Source organism: Microbulbifer sp. TYP-18, from assembly GCF_040932045.1.
Taxonomy (GTDB): Bacteria; Pseudomonadota; Gammaproteobacteria; order Pseudomonadales; family Cellvibrionaceae; genus Microbulbifer.
On sequence record NZ_JBFRBC010000013.1, the window covers coordinates 15,906 to 33,211 of the forward strand.

The 17,306-nt window shown below is 51.5% G+C and carries 10 protein-coding genes and 1 pseudogene; 4 read left to right on the forward strand and 7 right to left on the reverse strand.

The features are described from left to right. Positions 1 to 42 precede the first annotated feature (42 nt). A complete protein-coding gene (locus ABVT36_RS11560) occupies positions 43 to 582 on the reverse strand; it encodes an IS30 family transposase (protein WP_368456722.1) in 540 nt (179 codons plus the stop codon). A 109-nt stretch (positions 583 to 691) separates the two neighbouring features. Here ABVT36_RS11560 and ABVT36_RS11565 point away from each other — a divergent pair, with 109 nt between their 5' ends. After that, complete coding sequence (locus tag ABVT36_RS11565; protein ID WP_368456723.1) at positions 692 to 1,192, forward strand: hypothetical protein; 501 nt, start codon at positions 692 to 694, stop codon at positions 1,190 to 1,192. A 1,057-nt stretch (positions 1,193 to 2,249) separates the two neighbouring features. Here ABVT36_RS11565 and ABVT36_RS11570 read toward each other — a convergent pair. Both ABVT36_RS11570 and ABVT36_RS11575 read right to left on the reverse strand, forming a co-directional pair. Next, on the reverse strand, positions 2,250 to 3,236 hold the full coding sequence (locus ABVT36_RS11570) for a lytic polysaccharide monooxygenase (protein ID WP_368456724.1): 987 nt from the start codon (positions 3,234 to 3,236) through the stop codon (positions 2,250 to 2,252). Between the two features lie 1,100 nt (positions 3,237 to 4,336). Continuing rightward, entirely contained in the window at positions 4,337 to 4,522 is a 186-nt protein-coding gene (locus tag ABVT36_RS11575) for a hypothetical protein (RefSeq protein ID WP_368456725.1), read from the reverse strand. A gap of 616 nt (positions 4,523 to 5,138) precedes the next feature. Between ABVT36_RS11575 and ABVT36_RS11580 the strand changes: the two genes are divergently transcribed. After that, complete coding sequence (locus ABVT36_RS11580) at positions 5,139 to 6,380, forward strand: serine protease (RefSeq protein ID WP_368456726.1); 1,242 nt, start codon at positions 5,139 to 5,141, stop codon at positions 6,378 to 6,380. Positions 6,381 to 7,342: 962 nt separating this feature from the next. Continuing rightward, the gene (locus tag ABVT36_RS11585) at positions 7,343 to 9,604 is read left to right on the forward strand and encodes a TonB-dependent receptor (RefSeq protein WP_368456727.1); all 2,262 of its coding nucleotides are present in this window, start codon (positions 7,343 to 7,345) and stop codon (positions 9,602 to 9,604) included. A 291-nt stretch (positions 9,605 to 9,895) separates the two neighbouring features. Here the strand turns inward: ABVT36_RS11585 and pbp4b are convergent, their stop codons facing one another. The 3 genes from pbp4b to ABVT36_RS11600 all read right to left on the reverse strand — a co-directional run bounded on the left by pbp4b (position 9,896) and on the right by ABVT36_RS11600 (position 12,823). Next, on the reverse strand, positions 9,896 to 11,278 hold the full coding sequence (gene pbp4b, locus ABVT36_RS11590; protein WP_368456728.1) for a penicillin binding protein PBP4B: 1,383 nt from the start codon (positions 11,276 to 11,278) through the stop codon (positions 9,896 to 9,898). Positions 11,279 to 12,124: 846 nt separating this feature from the next. After that, positions 12,125 to 12,301, reverse strand: a complete 177-nt coding sequence (locus ABVT36_RS11595; protein ID WP_368456729.1) for a hypothetical protein — start codon at positions 12,299 to 12,301, stop codon at positions 12,125 to 12,127. 114 nt (positions 12,302 to 12,415) lie between these two features. After that, positions 12,416 to 12,823: a hypothetical protein gene (locus ABVT36_RS11600; protein ID WP_368456730.1), complete on the reverse strand. Its 408-nt coding sequence runs from the start codon at positions 12,821 to 12,823 to the stop codon at positions 12,416 to 12,418. A gap of 1,084 nt (positions 12,824 to 13,907) precedes the next feature. Between ABVT36_RS11600 and ABVT36_RS11605 the strand changes: the two genes are divergently transcribed. Then, positions 13,908 to 14,915, forward strand: coding sequence for an NAD(P)H-quinone oxidoreductase (locus ABVT36_RS11605; RefSeq protein ID WP_368456731.1), 1,008 nt, complete (start codon positions 13,908 to 13,910; stop codon positions 14,913 to 14,915). 190 nt (positions 14,916 to 15,105) lie between these two features. Here the strand turns inward: ABVT36_RS11605 and ABVT36_RS11610 are convergent. Then, a pseudogene (locus ABVT36_RS11610) lies at positions 15,106 to 17,217 on the reverse strand (transporter substrate-binding domain-containing protein); the annotation flags it as partial. Positions 17,218 to 17,306 lie beyond the last annotated feature (89 nt).

The following is a 17,306-nucleotide window of genomic DNA, read 5'->3' on the forward strand; positions in this document are numbered from 1 at the left end:
TTGGTCGGGAGAAGCGCGGAGTCTACCAGCTGGCCCCTCTCCCTATCCAATTGCACTTATTATCCGAAACCGCNCACCGATTCGGCAACGACTATCAACTACGCTTGGACGATCATCGATATCTACTCGGTTTTTGATCTGCCCACGCCGGTCATAATGGCCATAGCGTTTTCGGTAGGGCCTGGAGAGCACTCGCAAGTGTTTGTAAAGGTCGCCACCCTCAGCCTTATCGGCGTAAACAATTTGATAAATCGTCTCATGGTGCAACGACACCTGCTTGTGCCTCAATAGGTAGTCCGCTACTTGTTGAGGGCTCAGCTCCTGGCGAAGCAGCTTTTCTATCCAGCCTCTCACTTCATCGGTCACTTTGATCGCTTTATGGGCCGTCGTTCTGCGATTCTTACTGAAACTCTGCGCCTGTGCGGGCCTGTAACCTCGTAAACCGCAGTTGCGCTTCAATTCTCTACTAATCGTTGAAGGTGAGCGTCCCAACAAAGCGGCGATCTCTTTCTGGTTATGTTCTGCTTTCAATAATACGTAAATCTGGTATCTTTCTTCTTCGGTCAGCTGGTGGTAACTCATCAGTGCTTCGTCTCTTGGTCGGGAGAAGCGCGGAGTCTACCAGCTGGCCCCTCTCCTTATCCAATTGCACTTATTATCCGAAACCGCGATTAATGAAAAAGGAAATTTTATGAAAATTAAATTGGCGATAGTCTGCCTTGCTTTTGTAATTTCATCTGTTGCATATGCTAAAGAAAATCAGCTTCAATCTCACAAGGAGATCAGGGAGGTCATTGAGGCATTTCGATTGTCTATAATAGAGAAGAATGAATCAAAATTTGATAATTTATTCTATGACAAATCTATACCTTGGCTTGGCGTGTTGGGTCATAAAAGAAGTGGAGTATTGCCTAGTCAATTGGGTATTAACCCTGGCTCCTATGTGCAGTTTATCTCATGGATTGTTTCAACTGAGGAAAAAGTTGAAGAGAAATTCTGGGATATTGAAATATTAACCGACAATGAAGTTGCTTCAGTACATTTTAAATATAGCTTCCATGTTGATGATTATATGAGTAACTGGGGCGATGAGGCATGGCACATGATAAAAACGGGAGATGGCTGGAAGATCAGTTCAGTTGTGTACTCAGTGACAAAAAATCCAGAACCGCCACCGAAAAAAAATGATTAGCAGGCTGTTGAAATCCCAAGAATTTCGACGCCTGGTACCGGAATATGGATGTTCCGGCTAAATCGGCGACGGCTAATTCGTCGATTTTGGGGGAAAAGTGAAAATCACATTTTTCGGTTTTCGTGTGTTGCAAAAGGCAGGATGCCTTTTTCAACAACCTGTTAGGGCGCTAATATTGGTGAATCTTTAGATCCACAATTGTAATTCTGCTGAATTGCTTTCTGTGATTGAAGGCTTTCATTCTTATCGCTATATTCGAGCATATGTCCGAATCATAGCAACAACTCTGCTATTGCTCGGCGTGAATTAAGTTATTAATGTTTTTTTATGAGCCAGTTGTATCTAAATTGGCGGATTATCTGGGCCAGAAGGTAGAGTAGATTTCTGTAGAGATGATTTTGTATTATAAAAATGGGAAATTATTAAGCGGAATAATTGTATGCATATCCTACTCAAAATCATAGTTGGAATAGAGTTGACACTGGGATCTTTAATTTTTATTTTTTATTTTTTTTGAATAAAAGTGGAAATCTTGGACATTCGGATTTCTTCAATTCTCTGGACGTGGATTCGGATGGCAATTTAACCTATAAGGAGTGGATGGCGTATTACAATTTGCCAATTCACAACCACCCTATTGAGCGGTGTACCAGGTTTGATTTCTATTATGCGGACTGTAATCAGGATGATAGCCTTACCTGGAGGGAGTATCATGATTTCAGGTTTCAAAATAATCTTTGTGAATCATCATCTTTTCCAACATTTCGTCAATGGATGGAGCTTAATTCGAATATTTATAATCCGGGAGAGTCAAGTAGCGCTGCGCTATCGACTTCAGCTGTGCCCGGTCATATGTCAGACGTATATAAAATTTATACTTCTCTGTTGCTAAAAAAAGAAGAGGCCCTTAAAAATAAACATGGTATTGATTAAATTAGTTTTGAGTTGTCCACTTGACGGGGAAACATGCGATTGCATGCTCCCGATCACCTATGGTAACAATCGTGACTATCCGGAGAGACCAGGCTACCCCGGATAGTCGAAACTTCGAATATCATTACTGTTTCAAATTGATCCTGTCGCCGATAATCCGAATATCAACTTCATAGCTCAGACTCAAAGAGGAACGGGTGTATATCCGGTTGGTATGGCTGGACCGAATCGGAGTGATTTGGCCAGTATTCGGATCCAGTACACCGATACGGGCGTATTGCGATTGGCTATTAACGGTTTGTGCAAAGGCGTAGGCCCAGTCGACAGGGGTGAGGGCTGTGTTCAATACGGTATGTTGCACGCTCTCCACATCGTTTCCAGCCTGATTGAATAGTCGCAGAGTGATGGAATTGTTTTGTATGAGTCCGGTCTGTGCCACCAGTGGACCTTCATCCGTCCATCCATTGCTGGTGGCACTATTACTGAGGACGACATCTGTGCAGGTATAGAAGGCTTCCGCACTGTCGGATCGTTGCCAAGTGGTGTAGACCACATGCTTGCCACTAAGCTGGGGTAAAGGGCAATTCAGGATATAGCGGCTATTGGCACTCAAAGGTACACTCCCCAGTCGGCAAAACTCGACCAGGTCGTCCCAATTTAATGGTGCAGTGGGCACATAGTCCTCCCGGGTGACAAAGAATATCCAGTCCCGAGTGGCGTGTGCTGCGGTTGCTATAAATTCAAAATCAAAGGTGCCATCGGCCTTGGGGACAAGGGGCGTGGCTTCCCAGTCTGAGCGGGCTAGATCAAGGCCTGCGAACTTGGCTTGTCCCCCCGCACAGAGTTGGCCGTCTGGCACGACGTCGCGATGGTTGCCGTTGGCTCCACTTTGGTTGATACCATTCCAATCGTAAAATGCCTGTGTTCCGGCAACTTCTTTGGCAGCTGCACAGGCTGGATCTAGGGGATTTTCTGGATTGTTAAGATAGCAGTTATATACGCGGCTTTCCGGTACGATCATGGAGCCGTGAGCAAACGATTCAAATGACGCAATAACCAGAAGTATCGGTAGTAACAACTTGCACAGAGAGGGTTGGGTGGACTTTTTCATTCTCATTCCTCTTAATATTTGGATATATCGATTTACAGATTGTCCAAGAGGCTATTATCGGTGCTTGCCGGGGGGAGTATGCGTGCCTGCTTGTAGCGCATCAGAAGACCAGATAAGCCAACTCCACTAGCGATTGGAAACTGTCTGGCTAAACTGACACGTGATTAAACTGCAATTGCAATTCTTATTTACCCGAAAATGCGGTGTGGTGAATTATCTTAGAGCTGAGTTAGAGCAGATTTCAAATTGGCAACGCCAACCTGCGCAGTGAGACCTGGCAGGTAGTTGAAAAGGGCATCCTGCCTGGTTCAAAACACGAAAATTGAAAAATATGATTTTCACTTTTCTCCTCAAACCAAAGCCTTAAGCGTCGTCAAGTTTTCTGGAATATCCATATTCCGGCACCAGGCGTAGAAATTCTTTGAATTTCAACTGTCTGCCGGGTTGCCCTGGAAGTTGTGTGCAACTTTTTAAGGTCAGTAGAATGAGCCGTCTGGGGATTATTGATCACCTCTATGGACTTGGTAGCTTCTGTTGGCACGCCGAACGGATAGTACTAAACAGGAAAAAACCAGTGGTGGTTTGTTGAGCCGATTTCCGATTGGCGTTGATAACTTTGGGAAAAGCGGTACTAGCGCACAGTTCAGAGCTGTTTGGGAAAATGAGGCGCTTACTGGATGGCGGATAAGTCAGCTAGCAGGCTGGACATCAACGGGGTGTTGTGGCCAGCGCAAGGAGACTTTTGCCGCCAGATCCAAAAAATGCCGGGTATCTACAAGCAGGCTTGTAGCCAGAACGGCTGCTTTCTCCAGCTGGAATCTACGGTGCCTGATGGGCGGTCGACGATAATCAAATAAGAGTTTTCGAAACGCAGCTGCATGAACTCCTGCTCGAAGATAAATTATTTAGTAGAACGAGTGGGTTTGATAAGCTGGAGAAGGCTATTTCGGACTTTGAAGAGAAATTTAATTGAATCCTCCTGTATAGGAATCGTCAGCTATAATAGATCAAATTGGTCTGGCAGTTACCAGTTTTTCAGAAAGTATTCTGCCAGGTCAGGCTAGACTTGCCAATTTTTCCACCCAGATCATTTTGTAATTTCAGGGTGTTTCCATCAAGGTATGGCCGGTCAACTCCATGTCCTGATCAGTGCGGTAATTATTGTAGTACGTGAGCCATTCATCCAGATTCGCCTGCGGCTCAACGACCGACTCGTATGTCTGGCGCCCTAACAGGTTGTTGAGAAAGCCCTCCCTGGCTTCCCTCAACCCGGGTTTGCGGCTCATGTCCGCAAACCCCCCACGACAAATCAAGCAGTTACATGCTTGATTTGCGGCCCGAACATCCCTGTTCGGGACAGCAGGCTGCTGAAAAGGACTTTTTCAACAGCCTGCTAAGGATGGTTTGTAGAATTCCTTTTAAATTTTTGGAAGCGCTCAAGTTTTCTGTCAAAAACCTCTGGGGACTGCCACCATCAAATTTGCGTCACAGGATGGTTGCAAAATATTACTATTGGAATTGTCCGCCACTAATTTACTTCTCCTCTGAATTCAGACAGATTGTCGCGCTTCATGCGCAAGTCAGGTCAGTCATTGAATGACCAAATGTAAAATCTTAATCCTTTCCCATGACATAGTGGCTGTTGCATAGAGCTGACTTAATGCACTGTTGACCCTATGATGTGTTTTTCTATGGGCTTTTGGTCGTTTATATGTATCAAAAAGCTTGCATCACTTCCTTTCCCTGTCCAAATACAGAAAACGCGTATAGTTCCTGCAGGGACAAACCTGCAGCTGAGTATTTTCAATTTGTAAAACTCCAAGCCGCCTTCTCTTGCATCAGATGAAATTTGCGCCTACCCTATCTCAGGTCGAAACCTTTCATTAGATTATGAAGAGAAAAATGAAAAAGAAATTAATTGTTGCTTCCTTGTTCTGCGGTTTTATCAGTCAGGCCCAGGCCGTACCGGCTTGTGACGATCGTGTGGCGATTAATAACCCTGCGCGGTTTCCGTTTAATACCATTGCCACTATTCGCTATGACGCTACTTGTAGCGGAAATTACAAAGCCTGGGGGACTGGATCGCTGGTTGGTCCTCACATGCTGCTTACCGCGGGCCATGTGGTTTACAACCGCTCTAAAGGTAAAGTAAATCAAACCTGCAACTACATACAGCCTGGTGCCTATCATGACAGTGCTACCGGGGCTATTGTTCACCCATACGGTGAAAGAACTATTTCGGATACAAAGTATAAAAGAACTAACAATAAATGGGCTGACAGCAGTTACTCTCCGAAAAGGGGCGTTGACTATGGAGCCATTCGACTTGTATGCCCATTTGAGGATATCAATACCTATATGCCTATGGTATTTGATTTGAGCCCATCTTATATCAATACATCCGGATACCCAATAAAGGACTTACCCTCTACTGGCAATATTGGTGATCAATGGCGTGGTGCTGGCAGTGTAACTGCCCAGGCCAACAGGACCATCACTTATGACCAGCGCTCTACTGGTGGCGCCAGTGGTTCACCCGTGTGGATATATAATGCAGGGGCAGCTACTCGACGTATCGCTGCGGTTAATACAGCGCACAGTACGCAATGTAATGGTATTGGTACCAGGCTGGTTTGGCAGAATGAGGGTTTGATCAATAAGTGGTTGGATTGGGAGCCAACCCCCGCGGAGGAGCTAGCGGAAGGATGTGTGGCCAGCGCGAGTCTGTTACCTATCGGTATTGGCGACCTGGTCAATTTCTTTCAGGCCGGCAAATTCGAACCATTCTCTAAAACTGAACTTAATCTGGTCCCTGTACCACTGAATGCCGAAGACCAGCCCAGATACCGTGTCTATCAGTTTATTCAGAACCAGAAGTTCGTTTGGGAGGAGTTCCTGGACAGCCAGCAGAAGCGTTACCTCAAACTGCTTCAGCCGGAACAAAAATGGCTTTCTATAGAGGAGGCCCAGGCATTGCTGTCCGCTTCCGAAAGCTGGGTTGATCAGGAGCCTTCAGGGCTTTATGAACAACGGGCTCCAGTTGGCCAAACATGGAATGGTGAAGCCTATCAATTGCCCCTCGATCCAGTCGACCAAAATAGCAATCCAAATCCAGACAAGACTGCTGATTTTGATTTCCAGTAACGGTCGCAATTGGTAAGGTTGTAGTTTATCCACTCAAGAGGCTGCTTTGGTTGGCGGCTTCTTGAGTTTTTAATAGATGACTCGGAATCCTTCTTCAGGGCGGTGTTTTCAAAGTGGTTTGCCCTGCAATTCAAAATCATTTTTTCTATCCAACCTTTTCTCCTTTAGCTTCCCGGTCACATGACTTTTCCCCTGCCTGCTGCAGGTCACTTGGTTATCGGTAGTCAGTTAATAAAAACTTAACAGTGGACTTTGTAAACCCGGGTTGAGGAAAGCCATTGAGCGCTTTTTCAACAGCCTGCTGGGGCTATTGGATATCGTCGTTATGTGCCAAAACCAGATAGTTGCATTACTTCCACCAGACAGGTTGGTCGCTGGTTGACTGGATTTGCAGGAAGCCGGCACGCCAGTCAACCTTTTGGGGTTTGGGGAGGATTCTCTACTGAGGCAGGAGTGCAACCGGCTGCACCTGTCCGCTTGTTGGAAAAACCTCTTCAGGCTTTTCCCGGCCCGACGCCATCTCCTTAAAAGCTGGTTGTTATGCGTAACTAAGCGCGTTTCCAGGGAGGACAGTCCAATGGATTAGGAAGCGCCTATGGGATTGTCGGACTGGTTGTGGTTCCGGATATCCATTGCAGAGCTTGTGCACTTGGCGCAAATGATCGCACCCTGTGGGTGGTTTTTACGCCCAAGCTCACTTCCAAAAACCCGCCACGGAGGCGTTGCGCAACTGTTATACAGGATGAAAAGTGTGGCTGGGAAGGTAAATACCCTTTCTATGCAGCATGGAAGACAGTAAGCTCCAGTGTATCCCGTTAATGAAACTGAAATTTTATGGCGGGTGGAGAACTTCAGCGCGGTCAATGGTCGGGGTCCCGCAGCGTCAGCAAAGGGGCAGGGCAGTACCGATCGCGTGGGTCCGTTGCTGTCAAGAATAACAACTAAAGCGATGGAGGGAGAGTATGAGACGTCCTCTCAACAATACCTGTGTCACCCTATCTGTCTGTTCCGCCATTTTCTGGCTGGCGACTGCTGCGGGCGTTTCCCAGGCCGCCGAAGGTGCGGTCGATATCATTATGGAAGAGGTCGAGGTCACCGCGCGCAAGCGCGCGGGGGCGGAAAATCTGCAGGAGGTGCCGGTGGCGGCCACTGCCTATTCCGGCGATCAGCTGGAGGCACTGCAGACCCGCGACCTGCAAAGCCTCTCCTTCAAAATGCCCAACGTGCAGCTGGACGACATCGGCACTGTGAAGAATACCGCCAATTTCACCGTGCGGGGTTTGGGGGTTAACAGCTCCATTCCCTCTATCGACCCCACCGTGGGTGTGTTTGTCGACGGTATGTATATGGGGATCAATGCCGGCGTGGTCACCGATATGTTCGATCTCGAGGGCATCGAAGTACTGAGGGGCCCGCAAGGCCTACTATTTGGCCGCAACGTAACCGGTGGTGCCGTGGTGATCAAAACCGCGCGCCCAACGGAAGAGTTCGCGTCCAGGTTCAAGCTCTCCACCACCGACAACCTCGATACTGTTGCCGCTATGAGCGTCAACGGTGCGATTTCCGATCGTGTGAATGGTCGTTTGACGGCTTACTACAACGACGACCAGGGCTGGTTTGAGAATGTGGCTACCGGCAACGACAGCCTCGGCGCATCCCAGAGCTGGTTTATCCGTCCGAGCGTGAGCATTGCCTTCAGTGAGGCTGCCGAGCTGCTGATTCGGGCCGAGCACGGTCGTATGGATTCCGATGGTGTCGTTGGTCAAAACCGCGGCCAGCCGATCTTCGCACCCGATGGGACCCTGGTGGCCCCGGGCGCCCAGCAAATTGCCGGCCTCTTTGGAATCACGGGCTGGGACAACAGCGACGACTCCTTTGAAGTCGCAATCGATGAAGAGGGTTTTCAGGAAGACGAGTGGAGCCAGGTGATTGCCGAATACAATCAGGATGTCGCTTTAGGCGATGGCACCATCACCAATATCCTAGCCTGGCGTGAGTTCGACGCGGTGGGTCTCGGCGATATCGATAGCCTGCCTATTTTTGGTTTCCACGCCAACACCAGGGTTTCCCAAAGCCAGCTGAGTAACGAACTGCGCTATTCCGGTCGTTTCGGCGCTACCGCGCTGACGGCTGGCCTCTACTGGTTCAGCCAGGATCTGGAGTATTACGAGAACCGGCTGCTGCCCTTGTCGGCACCCGGCGGACTGGACTGGACCGGTGGCGGTGTACAGGACCACAATGCGTTGGGCGCCTTTGCCCAGGCGGATATCGATCTCACCGACTCCTGGGTGTTCACCCTGGGAGGGCGCTATTCAACCGAAAGCAAGGACGCGCAGATCGCTACTATCCCCGTCAATCTGTGCAACCTGGATGGCTGCACGGCCTTTGATTTCGAGGACAGCGAGACCTGGAATGCCTTTACCCCCAAGGTGGGGTTGCAGTGGAACCTGCCCGGCGGCGCCCAGGTGTATGGCTTTTGGACCAAGGGATTTCGCAGCGGTGGCTATAACATGCGCAACACCGGGCCAGGGGAATTGCCCGGACCGACGGACCAGGAGGAGCAGGCCAGTTTCGAGGTAGGTGCCAAGGCGGAGTGGCTCGACGGCCGGGTGCGCACCAATTTGGCGCTGTTCCACAACACTATCGACAATATGCAGCGGGAGGTAAATCTCAGCAATCCCGTTGTTGGCGTGGTGCAGATTATCCGCAACACTGCCGACGCCACCATCCGCGGAATGGAGTTCGAGGTTATGGCGGCCATCTCCGACAATTTGCTGTTTACCGGTAATGTTGGCTATGTGGACGGTGGCTACGACAGTGTGAGCGGTGATATCAGCGGTGACGGCCTGGTGGATCGGACGGACCTGGCCCTGGATATTCCGCGACTGGCGCCCTTGACCTACGGTGTGGGCCTGGTTCATGACTGGCAGTGGGGCAGTGCCGGGACCCTGACATCGCGGGTGAATTTCAACCATCGCGATGAGTCGGCCTATACAGACAATAATCTCGGCCTCTTGTCCGCGGCGGATATGCTGGACTTCAGCTTAGGGTTCAGCCCGGCAGAAGGCAGCTACCGCCTGTCATTGTTTGGAAAGAACATGCTGGATGAAGTGACCGAGGGTAACAACACCCAGTTGCCTGCCTCCCTTGGTGGTATGGGCGCGACCTTTACGCCGCTCAACAAGGGTCGGGTGATGGGTGTCGAGTTGACCTATAGCCTCTAGCAGCGTGTTGAAAAAGTCTTCCTGGCTTTCCTCAACCCGGGTTTGCAGCACATGTCTGCAAGCCCACCACCGCAAATCAAGCGGTAACACGCTCGATTAACGCCCTGAACTTCCCTGTTCGGGGCAGCGGGCCGGGGCTATGCTGCCGACCCGACCAATGTGGTCAATCAGACTATTTTGGTTGGGCTCAATTTTGTTGTGTCTTAGGGCCAGCCCATTTAGTGTGAACAGGCTCTTACGGGTGTGCCGGGGCCTCCCGATATCGAGTGGGAGTAATCACTTCACTTCGCGTCACTCGGGCTCGGCGAGCCCGAGTGCTTCATACACTTTTTCGATGACCGGATCGTAATCCCCGATTGCCATCTTGTCGCCGTCAAAACGTTCACACAATGCTTTACCACAATCCATCTGGATGTGTGTGTTCTTTTTGTTGCCCAGTAGTACGACCATCAGGTCGTGTTTCGGATCTATGACACTGAGCGTGCCTACCCAGCCGGAGTGGCCAAATGCCTGGTCACTGGCGTGCCTGCCAAACAGATAGGCAAATTTTCCATTGACATTGATATTCCATCCCAAGCCAAAGCCTTCCTCAGGGAATTGCGGGTTGGGCGTCAGGAACTCGTCTATTATCTGCTGGTTAAAAAATACTTCGCCCTTGTATTCACCGCCGCTCAACATCAGTGACATCAGGGTGAGCATTTCTTCCGCCGTGGAGAATAGCCCTGCGTGCCCAGCGACACCGCCCAGGCTATAGAAGGCTTTCTCATCGTGCACCTGGCCCTGGATGGTTTGGGTACGCATACCGGGGAATTCCCGCTGCTTCTCGCGGGAATTGCCATAGATCTCTGTTGCCGCAAAATCCCTGGGCTCGAAGTTGGCGCCATTGGCGGGCGATTCCAGCAAATTAAACCCGGTACGCTTTAGCCCGAGAGGCTTGTAGAAGGTGTCTTCGAGAAAATGGTCCAGGGTACTTTCGCCAATCGTCTCAACCAGGTGCCCCAGCAGCATGTAGTCGATATCCGAGTATTTCACACGCGTGCGTGGCGGCACTTCCAATGGGGCTCTCTGCATGGCGAGCAGGCCTGTGGCGCGGTCGTTGGCGAACAGGTCTGGGTCATCTGACTGGTAAAACTCGATACTCGGGGGATGGCCAGCCGTGTGGTGCAAGAGGTCGCGCACGGTCACGCTGGCTTTGCCTTTGACCGGATCCTGAGGTCGGTCCTTATATTGCGGCAGGTAGTGTTGCACTGGCAAATCCAGATCCAGCGATCCCTGGCTGACAAGGTATTGCAGCGCGTAGTTGGTGGCATACATTTTGGTGTTGGAGGCGAGATCGTAAATGGTGTCCGGCCTCGCCGCCAGCGTCGCCGCTTCAAGAATAGGCGACACTGCCCGTGGTGTTTGTATGGTACGTGCTGGCTCGCTGGCGTCGTGTCGTTTGGCGTATCCGTAGGCCTGCAGTTTGATGATCTCGCCCTTGTACCAAACGCCGATTACGGCCCCGGGGAAACCTTCTGCTATGGAGTTTTCCATCAACGCATCCAGCTCTTTGAAATCGGGCCCGGAGCTGCATGCAGATAGTGTGCAGAGGGTTGCCAGCGAGACAGTGCCCATCAGTATCCAGGAGAAAATACGCGAGTGTTGGGAGCGGTGGAGGTTTCTGGAGTTTCGCATGTGTACCTTTTGTTTTGATCGAGGGTGCAGGGCTCGTGACAGGTTGTCATTTGCCGCCCGCCACCTATACCCACGAGAGCAGGGCGGACCTTTCACATTTTCCGGTTCGCCCCCGTTGTTTCGGCTTGTGGGGGTGGCAGCGTACCACACTGTCGGATATTTCTGCGCACTTGTCCGATTAAGAGAAAACCGTCATCCCGCAGAGCCCCCATCAGGCTGCTCCCATGTACCATCTGTCTATCAAAACGCGCATAATTTCACCCCAAAACCGCTTGTATATTGCACGGATAAACACCTGTGCTTTGCGCGCTTACCCTTATTGCCCGCACTCGGGCTCAAACGATGCAGCAGCGGAATGGCGGTGAACTGACGCGCACCGCGCTCTACCTCAGGCTGACAAATCACTGACCGGGTGCAAACTGTGCCAGATTGGATTTTCTGCCGAACTAGCTGGCTGGTGTCTTTTTCGGTACTCCCGGCGTCAGTATGTCATCAATCGGCATAAGGCGGATCAATGTCGAAAAATACCTGAATTGGTGTTTTCATATCAGGACATTTCCCCGGTAGGTTGCTGAATCTAGTCCTGGCGTGCTGCATATTTTGGCCGGTGATAGTGGTGAAGTAACAGCCCTTGGGAAAATATTGCCAGACAAGACCATTGGTCTCTTCGTTTTGTCCGCTTTCCCAGAAAACATAGGGATGAGCAAAGCAAAAGTTGGCATTTGGCGACTCGACAACAGATAGATTTATTGCTGGTTGATATAAATCTGTTTCTCCTGAGCCGGCCAGAGGCCAATTTGCTCGGGGCTCCAGCCCCCCCGTAGCAGCTGCTCAACCTGGAGCCAGTCAATCGGAGATAATGTAGGGCCACCCCTTGGCTTGCCGACGGATGATCGCTAACTGCACGGTCTGCTTGAGCCCATAGTCTTTCAGGCCGCAGTGGCGCCGCGACTTTCGGTTGAGCTTGGAGCTGTGAACCCCGAAGACGGCAGCGATCTCCGCCTTGTTATATCCAGCTTTCATCAGGGAGTAAATTTACTATGGTTGCTCTCCATTTCGATCGCTTGAGTTGCATTTACCAGTTGAATCCAGGATAGCTTGCATATACTACTTAGCCGTCTAAGGGGTGCTGAAAGTTCACAAATACCTGAGTATATAGGTGGCCTCTGCAGAAATAAGTGTAGATGTACCACTGCTGTTTTCTACCAATGCACCCACAGTCAGAGAGGTATTCGCATGAATGAGCAGAGAACAACTGCGGCTGTTTTGTGTGCACTGCTCATTAGACCATGTTATGGTGGAACCCGATGGAATCCCCTGTGTTTGAAAAGTCACTGAAGCAATTGTTCGCCCCGGATCGTTAATTTCGATACCAAGACAAATATCTTCAGTAAAAATTCGGGGGTTGGTAAGGTATACATTACACTCCATGTAAGGTGTTGTCAGCCTGTCCTCTGTGTCGTATAGCTCCTCTGCAATAACTATTATATTGTATGAAAAGAGCAATAAAATAAATGTATATAAAGATAGCTTGAGCTTAGACATATTGGGATCCTACTTTATTTTTTGTGAGGTATATTTTAGAATTAATCAAAGATTATGTAAGTTGCTTATTGATACCCCTTCGAGTTCTTTAATTTGATACTTGATGCGCCCAGCCAGTTTTGATTGTTAGTGCTAGTGGCCAAAATTTTTCTCGTCAGTTTAGTTAAGCAATAAAAATTGACTTTGGGGCAGGAAAAGCAGCAGCCTATAGCATTAGCCCCTGGATAACCCAGAACAAATAAAACTGTATTTGCGCAGATTGTCAATTTTAAATCAGTGATTATGTCACTGATTTCATTTCTTTGCTTTCGGTGTTGGTGTGAGCTTTGTTGTTACGCGCATATTTTATTTTCAAATAGACAGAATGACACTTGATTCCTCTTAGGTTTCTTGCTCCTGTTGCCTTGTTGGCATTTTTGTTCGGTCTATAGCTCTTAGTGAAACATGCGTCTCATGAATGCCTTTGTGTGGAATAAATTTAAGTGGCCAACTAATAAAACGCTTCCCCGCCATCTTATTTTTCAATGAATAAAAGATTGTAGATAGTGGCCATCTAAAAATTATTGTTGTTTAACTAATTTTTTAGGTTGTTGTGGTTTATAGGAGGTTTCCGGAAGTGGCCCATAGCTGCAGCGAAGGCTGGTCGTATTTATGGGTTGGGTGCTATCTTGTGCTCAAAGGCTTTGAGTTTATTGGTGTAAAACCAATGAAGTGAGCTAGCTTCCTAGCGAAAGCTACCACTTGTTTTGATGACCCTGCGGACCAGCCAGTATAGGGCTTCGGCCAGGTGGGTGGTTTAAGTGGGTATGCGTTTTTTCAAGTATATGGACAGGGCAGGCCAGTTGAGGTGCTGGAGACCAGGTTGTCTTCGGTATTTATTAATCCACTGGGCCTTGGGCTGGTTGGGAACTGGGTGGTCTGGATGCCAGCGTCACCGCTTTGAACAAAGGGAAAATAATGGCTGCTGAGTTGACCTATAACCTCTCGGTTGAGCTATACTGCCAAACCGATCAATCCGTCCATTCAGCCTAACCTGGCTGAGCAAGGTTTTGTTTTGCCTTAAGGAAATTCGGGGTAAAGACTTATGCGTTATATCGACCTGCCGAAGTACGGTGACGCGGACGTGATGCGGCTCGCCGAAGGCGATCGCCCAAGCCCGTCTGCCGATGAAGTGTTGATTGAGGTTTCCGCAGCCGGCGTCAACCGGCCGGATGTTCTGCAACGAATCGGTTCTTATCCGCTTCCCCCGGGCGCCTCGCCGGTGATGGGTCTGGAAGTGGCGGGCACTGTGGTGGAAGTCGGCGCTAACTGCAAACGCCGGAAGGTCGGCGATAGAGTCTGCGCCCTCACCAATGGCGGTGGTTATGCAGAATACGCGCTGGCCCCAGGGGCCCAGTGCCTGCCAATCCCGGCCGGTTTTTCCGATATCGAGGCGGCGGCGCTGCCGGAGACGCTGTTTACGGTGTGGAGCAATGTTTTCGACCGGGCGCAACTGCGTGAGGGCGAAGTTCTGCTGGTGCACGGCGGTTCTTCCGGCATCGGCACGGCCGCGATCCAGCTGGCCAGCAGCAGGGGCGCGCGGGTGTTCGCCACTGCGGGATCAGACGAAAAGTGCCGCGCCTGTACAGAGCTGGGGGCGGAGCGGGCGATTAATTACAAGAGTGAAGATTTCGTTGCGGTGGTGAAGGAACTGACCGACGGCCATGGAGCCGATGTGATTGTCGACATGGTGGGCGGGGATTATATTGACCGCAATATCCAACTCGCCGCCGTTGATGGCCGCATCGTCAACATCGCCTTTCTGCAGGGGGCCGAGGTACAGGTCAATATGCTGCCGGTGATGCTAAAGCGTTTGACGCTCACCGGCTCCACCTTGAGACCGCGGTCTCCCGAGGCAAAGGCGCACATTGCCAGGTCGTTGGAGCAGCAGGTATGGCCGTTGCTCGAAGCGGGCAGAATTCGCCCGCGTATAGCCGCAACATTTCCCTTGCAGGAAGTGGCAGCAGCGCATCGCCTGATGGAGTCGAGCGCTCATATCGGCAAAATTGTATTGTCTCCGGTGCAGAGGGGGGACACAGGCGCAGCAGGGTAGTTTCGCCGCTGGCGACTGCGGTGTAGGCTTTGTAGAGGTTGTTGATCTTGCGTACATAAGCTACCGGTTCACTCCCGCGCACATAGCCGTAGCGGGCCTTCTCGAAGTAGCGCGGTTCCTGCAGCTTCAGCATCGCAAACTCGACATTGTCGAACCACTTTTCCGAGTCCAGGCCCAGCTCCTTTGCCAGCCGCTGGGCATCCCGCACATGGCCCACCCCGGCGTTGTAGGAGGCCAGCGAAAACCAGAGTTTTTCATCCAGGGGGAGTGGCTGGTCGAAGCGATCGCGGATCCAGTCCATATATTTCACCCCCGCCTGGATATTGCGATCCGGTTCGTACAGGGGCGGGGGAAAACCCATGTCCCGGCCCGTTTGCGGCATGACCTGCAGTAACCCCTGGGCTCCCACGGGGGACTTCGCCTTGGGGTTGAAATTACTTTCCTGCCACATTTGTGCGGTAATCAGACGCCAGTCAAAGTTGTATTCCGAGGAGGAACCTTTGACCAAAGTGTCGAAAGGTGAAAGGTCCTTGCCCGGTTCCACCTTCGCGGCGATCTTCTGGACCAGGTGTTTATTGGGTTTGAAATACGTCTTGTAGAGCCTGTCGAATTTCGGGCTCTTGGTGAAGCGGCGCAGGAAACGGTCGATCTTCTTTCTTAGGCTTTCGTTGCCCTGGGCTATCATCCACCCCTGGGGCAGTGCGTCCGTCACCGTCATGCCCAGCAGAATATCAGGGTTCAGCGCCGCGTACATCTGTGCTTTGTCGCTGTCCTCAATGGTTGCGTCCAGTGCCCCCTGGGCGACATCGTTGACGATCTCGCCGTAAGACATAGTGTCCGGTGCTATTTTCACCGTTACGTCCACACCGTGGCGCTGGATGGTGCGGGCGACGCCGATGGGCGCTGAGTAGGCCCTAAGTACCAGTGTACGTCCGTTCAGGTCGGCCAGGGTTTGGATCGGTGGCTTGCTCCTGTGGCTGATAATCTGCTGGCCGGTGCGCAAATAGGGCACGCTGAACTCGACTCCGCGCGCGAGCCGCTCCGCGGTGATGGTGGTGGAAGCACCGGCGAAATCCGCCCGGCCTGTGTTGACCCAGTCCACCAGGTCCTCACTGGTGGGCACGACGATAATTTCCAGTTGTAATTTGTGGCGGTTGGCAAAGGCCTTCGCCAGCTCGTAGTCAAATCCCATCAGCACACCTCTCCACAGGAAATAGCTGCTGGGCCCGTTATAGGTGGCGAAGCGGATCACGCCATCCCTTTTGATCGTGTACCAGCTGGAGATCCGGTCGGGGACTGTGGTCACCAATACCCGGGTGAGATAGTTGTTGGCACGGAGCTGGAGTCTCTGTGCATCTTTGCGCATGGCCCAAGCCAGATCCTGCACTTCACCCAGAGTGGCTCCGATTTTCAAATCCGAGCGGTATTCCAGCGTCTCTTCCGCCAGGTCTTTGTGCATGACTGTGACCGCATTGTCGGAGTTGCTGACCTGGTCCAGCAGGCTGTCTCGGTCATCGGCCAGGTAGACCTCGCGCACAGTGAGGTTGGCGTCGGGGTGTGCTTTGACCACGGCATGGGCCTGCTCGGCGTAGGTGGTGCCGGCGAGGACTATGAACTCCATATCCCGCAGTTCGCTTACCGAGGAAATATCCGGTCCCCTTGCCGAGGCCACCAATACGTCCACGCCCTGGGAGATGGGCACCGTAAAAATATTCTGCTCGCGCCGCTCCGGGGTGTCGGTGACACTGTCCGCGACAATGTCCGCTTCTCCCTCCCGCACCATGCGCAGCGCCTGATCGATGGTTTCCGCCAGCAGCCAGCGGGATTCGAGTTTCAGGCGCGCTGCAAACTGGTCTGCCAGCTGGCGGTGGGTCTGGTTGACGATGGCCGCCCGGGGCAGAATATTTTGCGCGTCCCCGGCCAGCCCGACAAAACGAATGACGCCGCGCTTCTTGATCGCTTCGAGGTCGCCCAGCTCGATATAATTTTCCGGCTTTGGTTCTGTGTCCGCGGCCGCTTCCTGCCTCGCCGGGTTGAGGCCGCGGCGATATTTCTTCGCCTGGCCGGCCGGTTTGGCCGAGGCTTGTGGCGGCGCGGCGGTGCGAAAACTACCGGGGCCGGCCGCCAGAGCCTCCCGGCTGTGGCAGGCTGAAACCCAGGTGCCTAGGGTCAGGATTGCCAGCAGCAGTGTCGCGCAATGCCAGAGGTTTGCACGACCTGCTGGTACCGATCTAGGCGCTGCCATGGTGAAATCCGGGAGTCTCATGGGGCCTAGTTTAGGGTGGGGCCGGACGCGCCGCATTTCCGCGCCAATAGGCGTACAGCCCAATCGAGGGTGAGGGATTTTGACGGTTGACTCAGGCCCGAAGCACCGCCATTGGCGGCGCCGGG

Bases quoted from the DNA above. Each gene is read 5' to 3' on its own strand.
- ABVT36_RS11600 (WP_368456730.1), bottom strand. From the start codon at position 12,823: ATGTCTAAGCTCAAGCTATCTTTATATACATTTATTTTATTGCTCTTT.
- ABVT36_RS11595 (WP_368456729.1), bottom strand. From the start codon at position 12,301: ATGAAAGCTGGATATAACAAGGCGGAGATCGCTGCCGTCTTCGGGGTT.
- pbp4b (WP_368456728.1), bottom strand. From the start codon at position 11,278: ATGCGAAACTCCAGAAACCTCCACCGCTCCCAACACTCGCGTATTTTC.
- ABVT36_RS11605 (WP_368456731.1), top strand. From the start codon at position 13,908: ATGCGTTATATCGACCTGCCGAAGTACGGTGACGCGGACGTGATGCGG.
- ABVT36_RS11575 (WP_368456725.1), bottom strand. From the start codon at position 4,522: ATGAGCCGCAAACCCGGGTTGAGGGAAGCCAGGGAGGGCTTTCTCAAC.
- ABVT36_RS11580 (WP_368456726.1), top strand. From the start codon at position 5,139: ATGAAAAAGAAATTAATTGTTGCTTCCTTGTTCTGCGGTTTTATCAGT.
- ABVT36_RS11570 (WP_368456724.1), bottom strand. From the start codon at position 3,236: ATGAAAAAGTCCACCCAACCCTCTCTGTGCAAGTTGTTACTACCGATA.
- ABVT36_RS11565 (WP_368456723.1), top strand. From the start codon at position 692: ATGAAAATTAAATTGGCGATAGTCTGCCTTGCTTTTGTAATTTCATCT.
- ABVT36_RS11585 (WP_368456727.1), top strand. From the start codon at position 7,343: ATGAGACGTCCTCTCAACAATACCTGTGTCACCCTATCTGTCTGTTCC.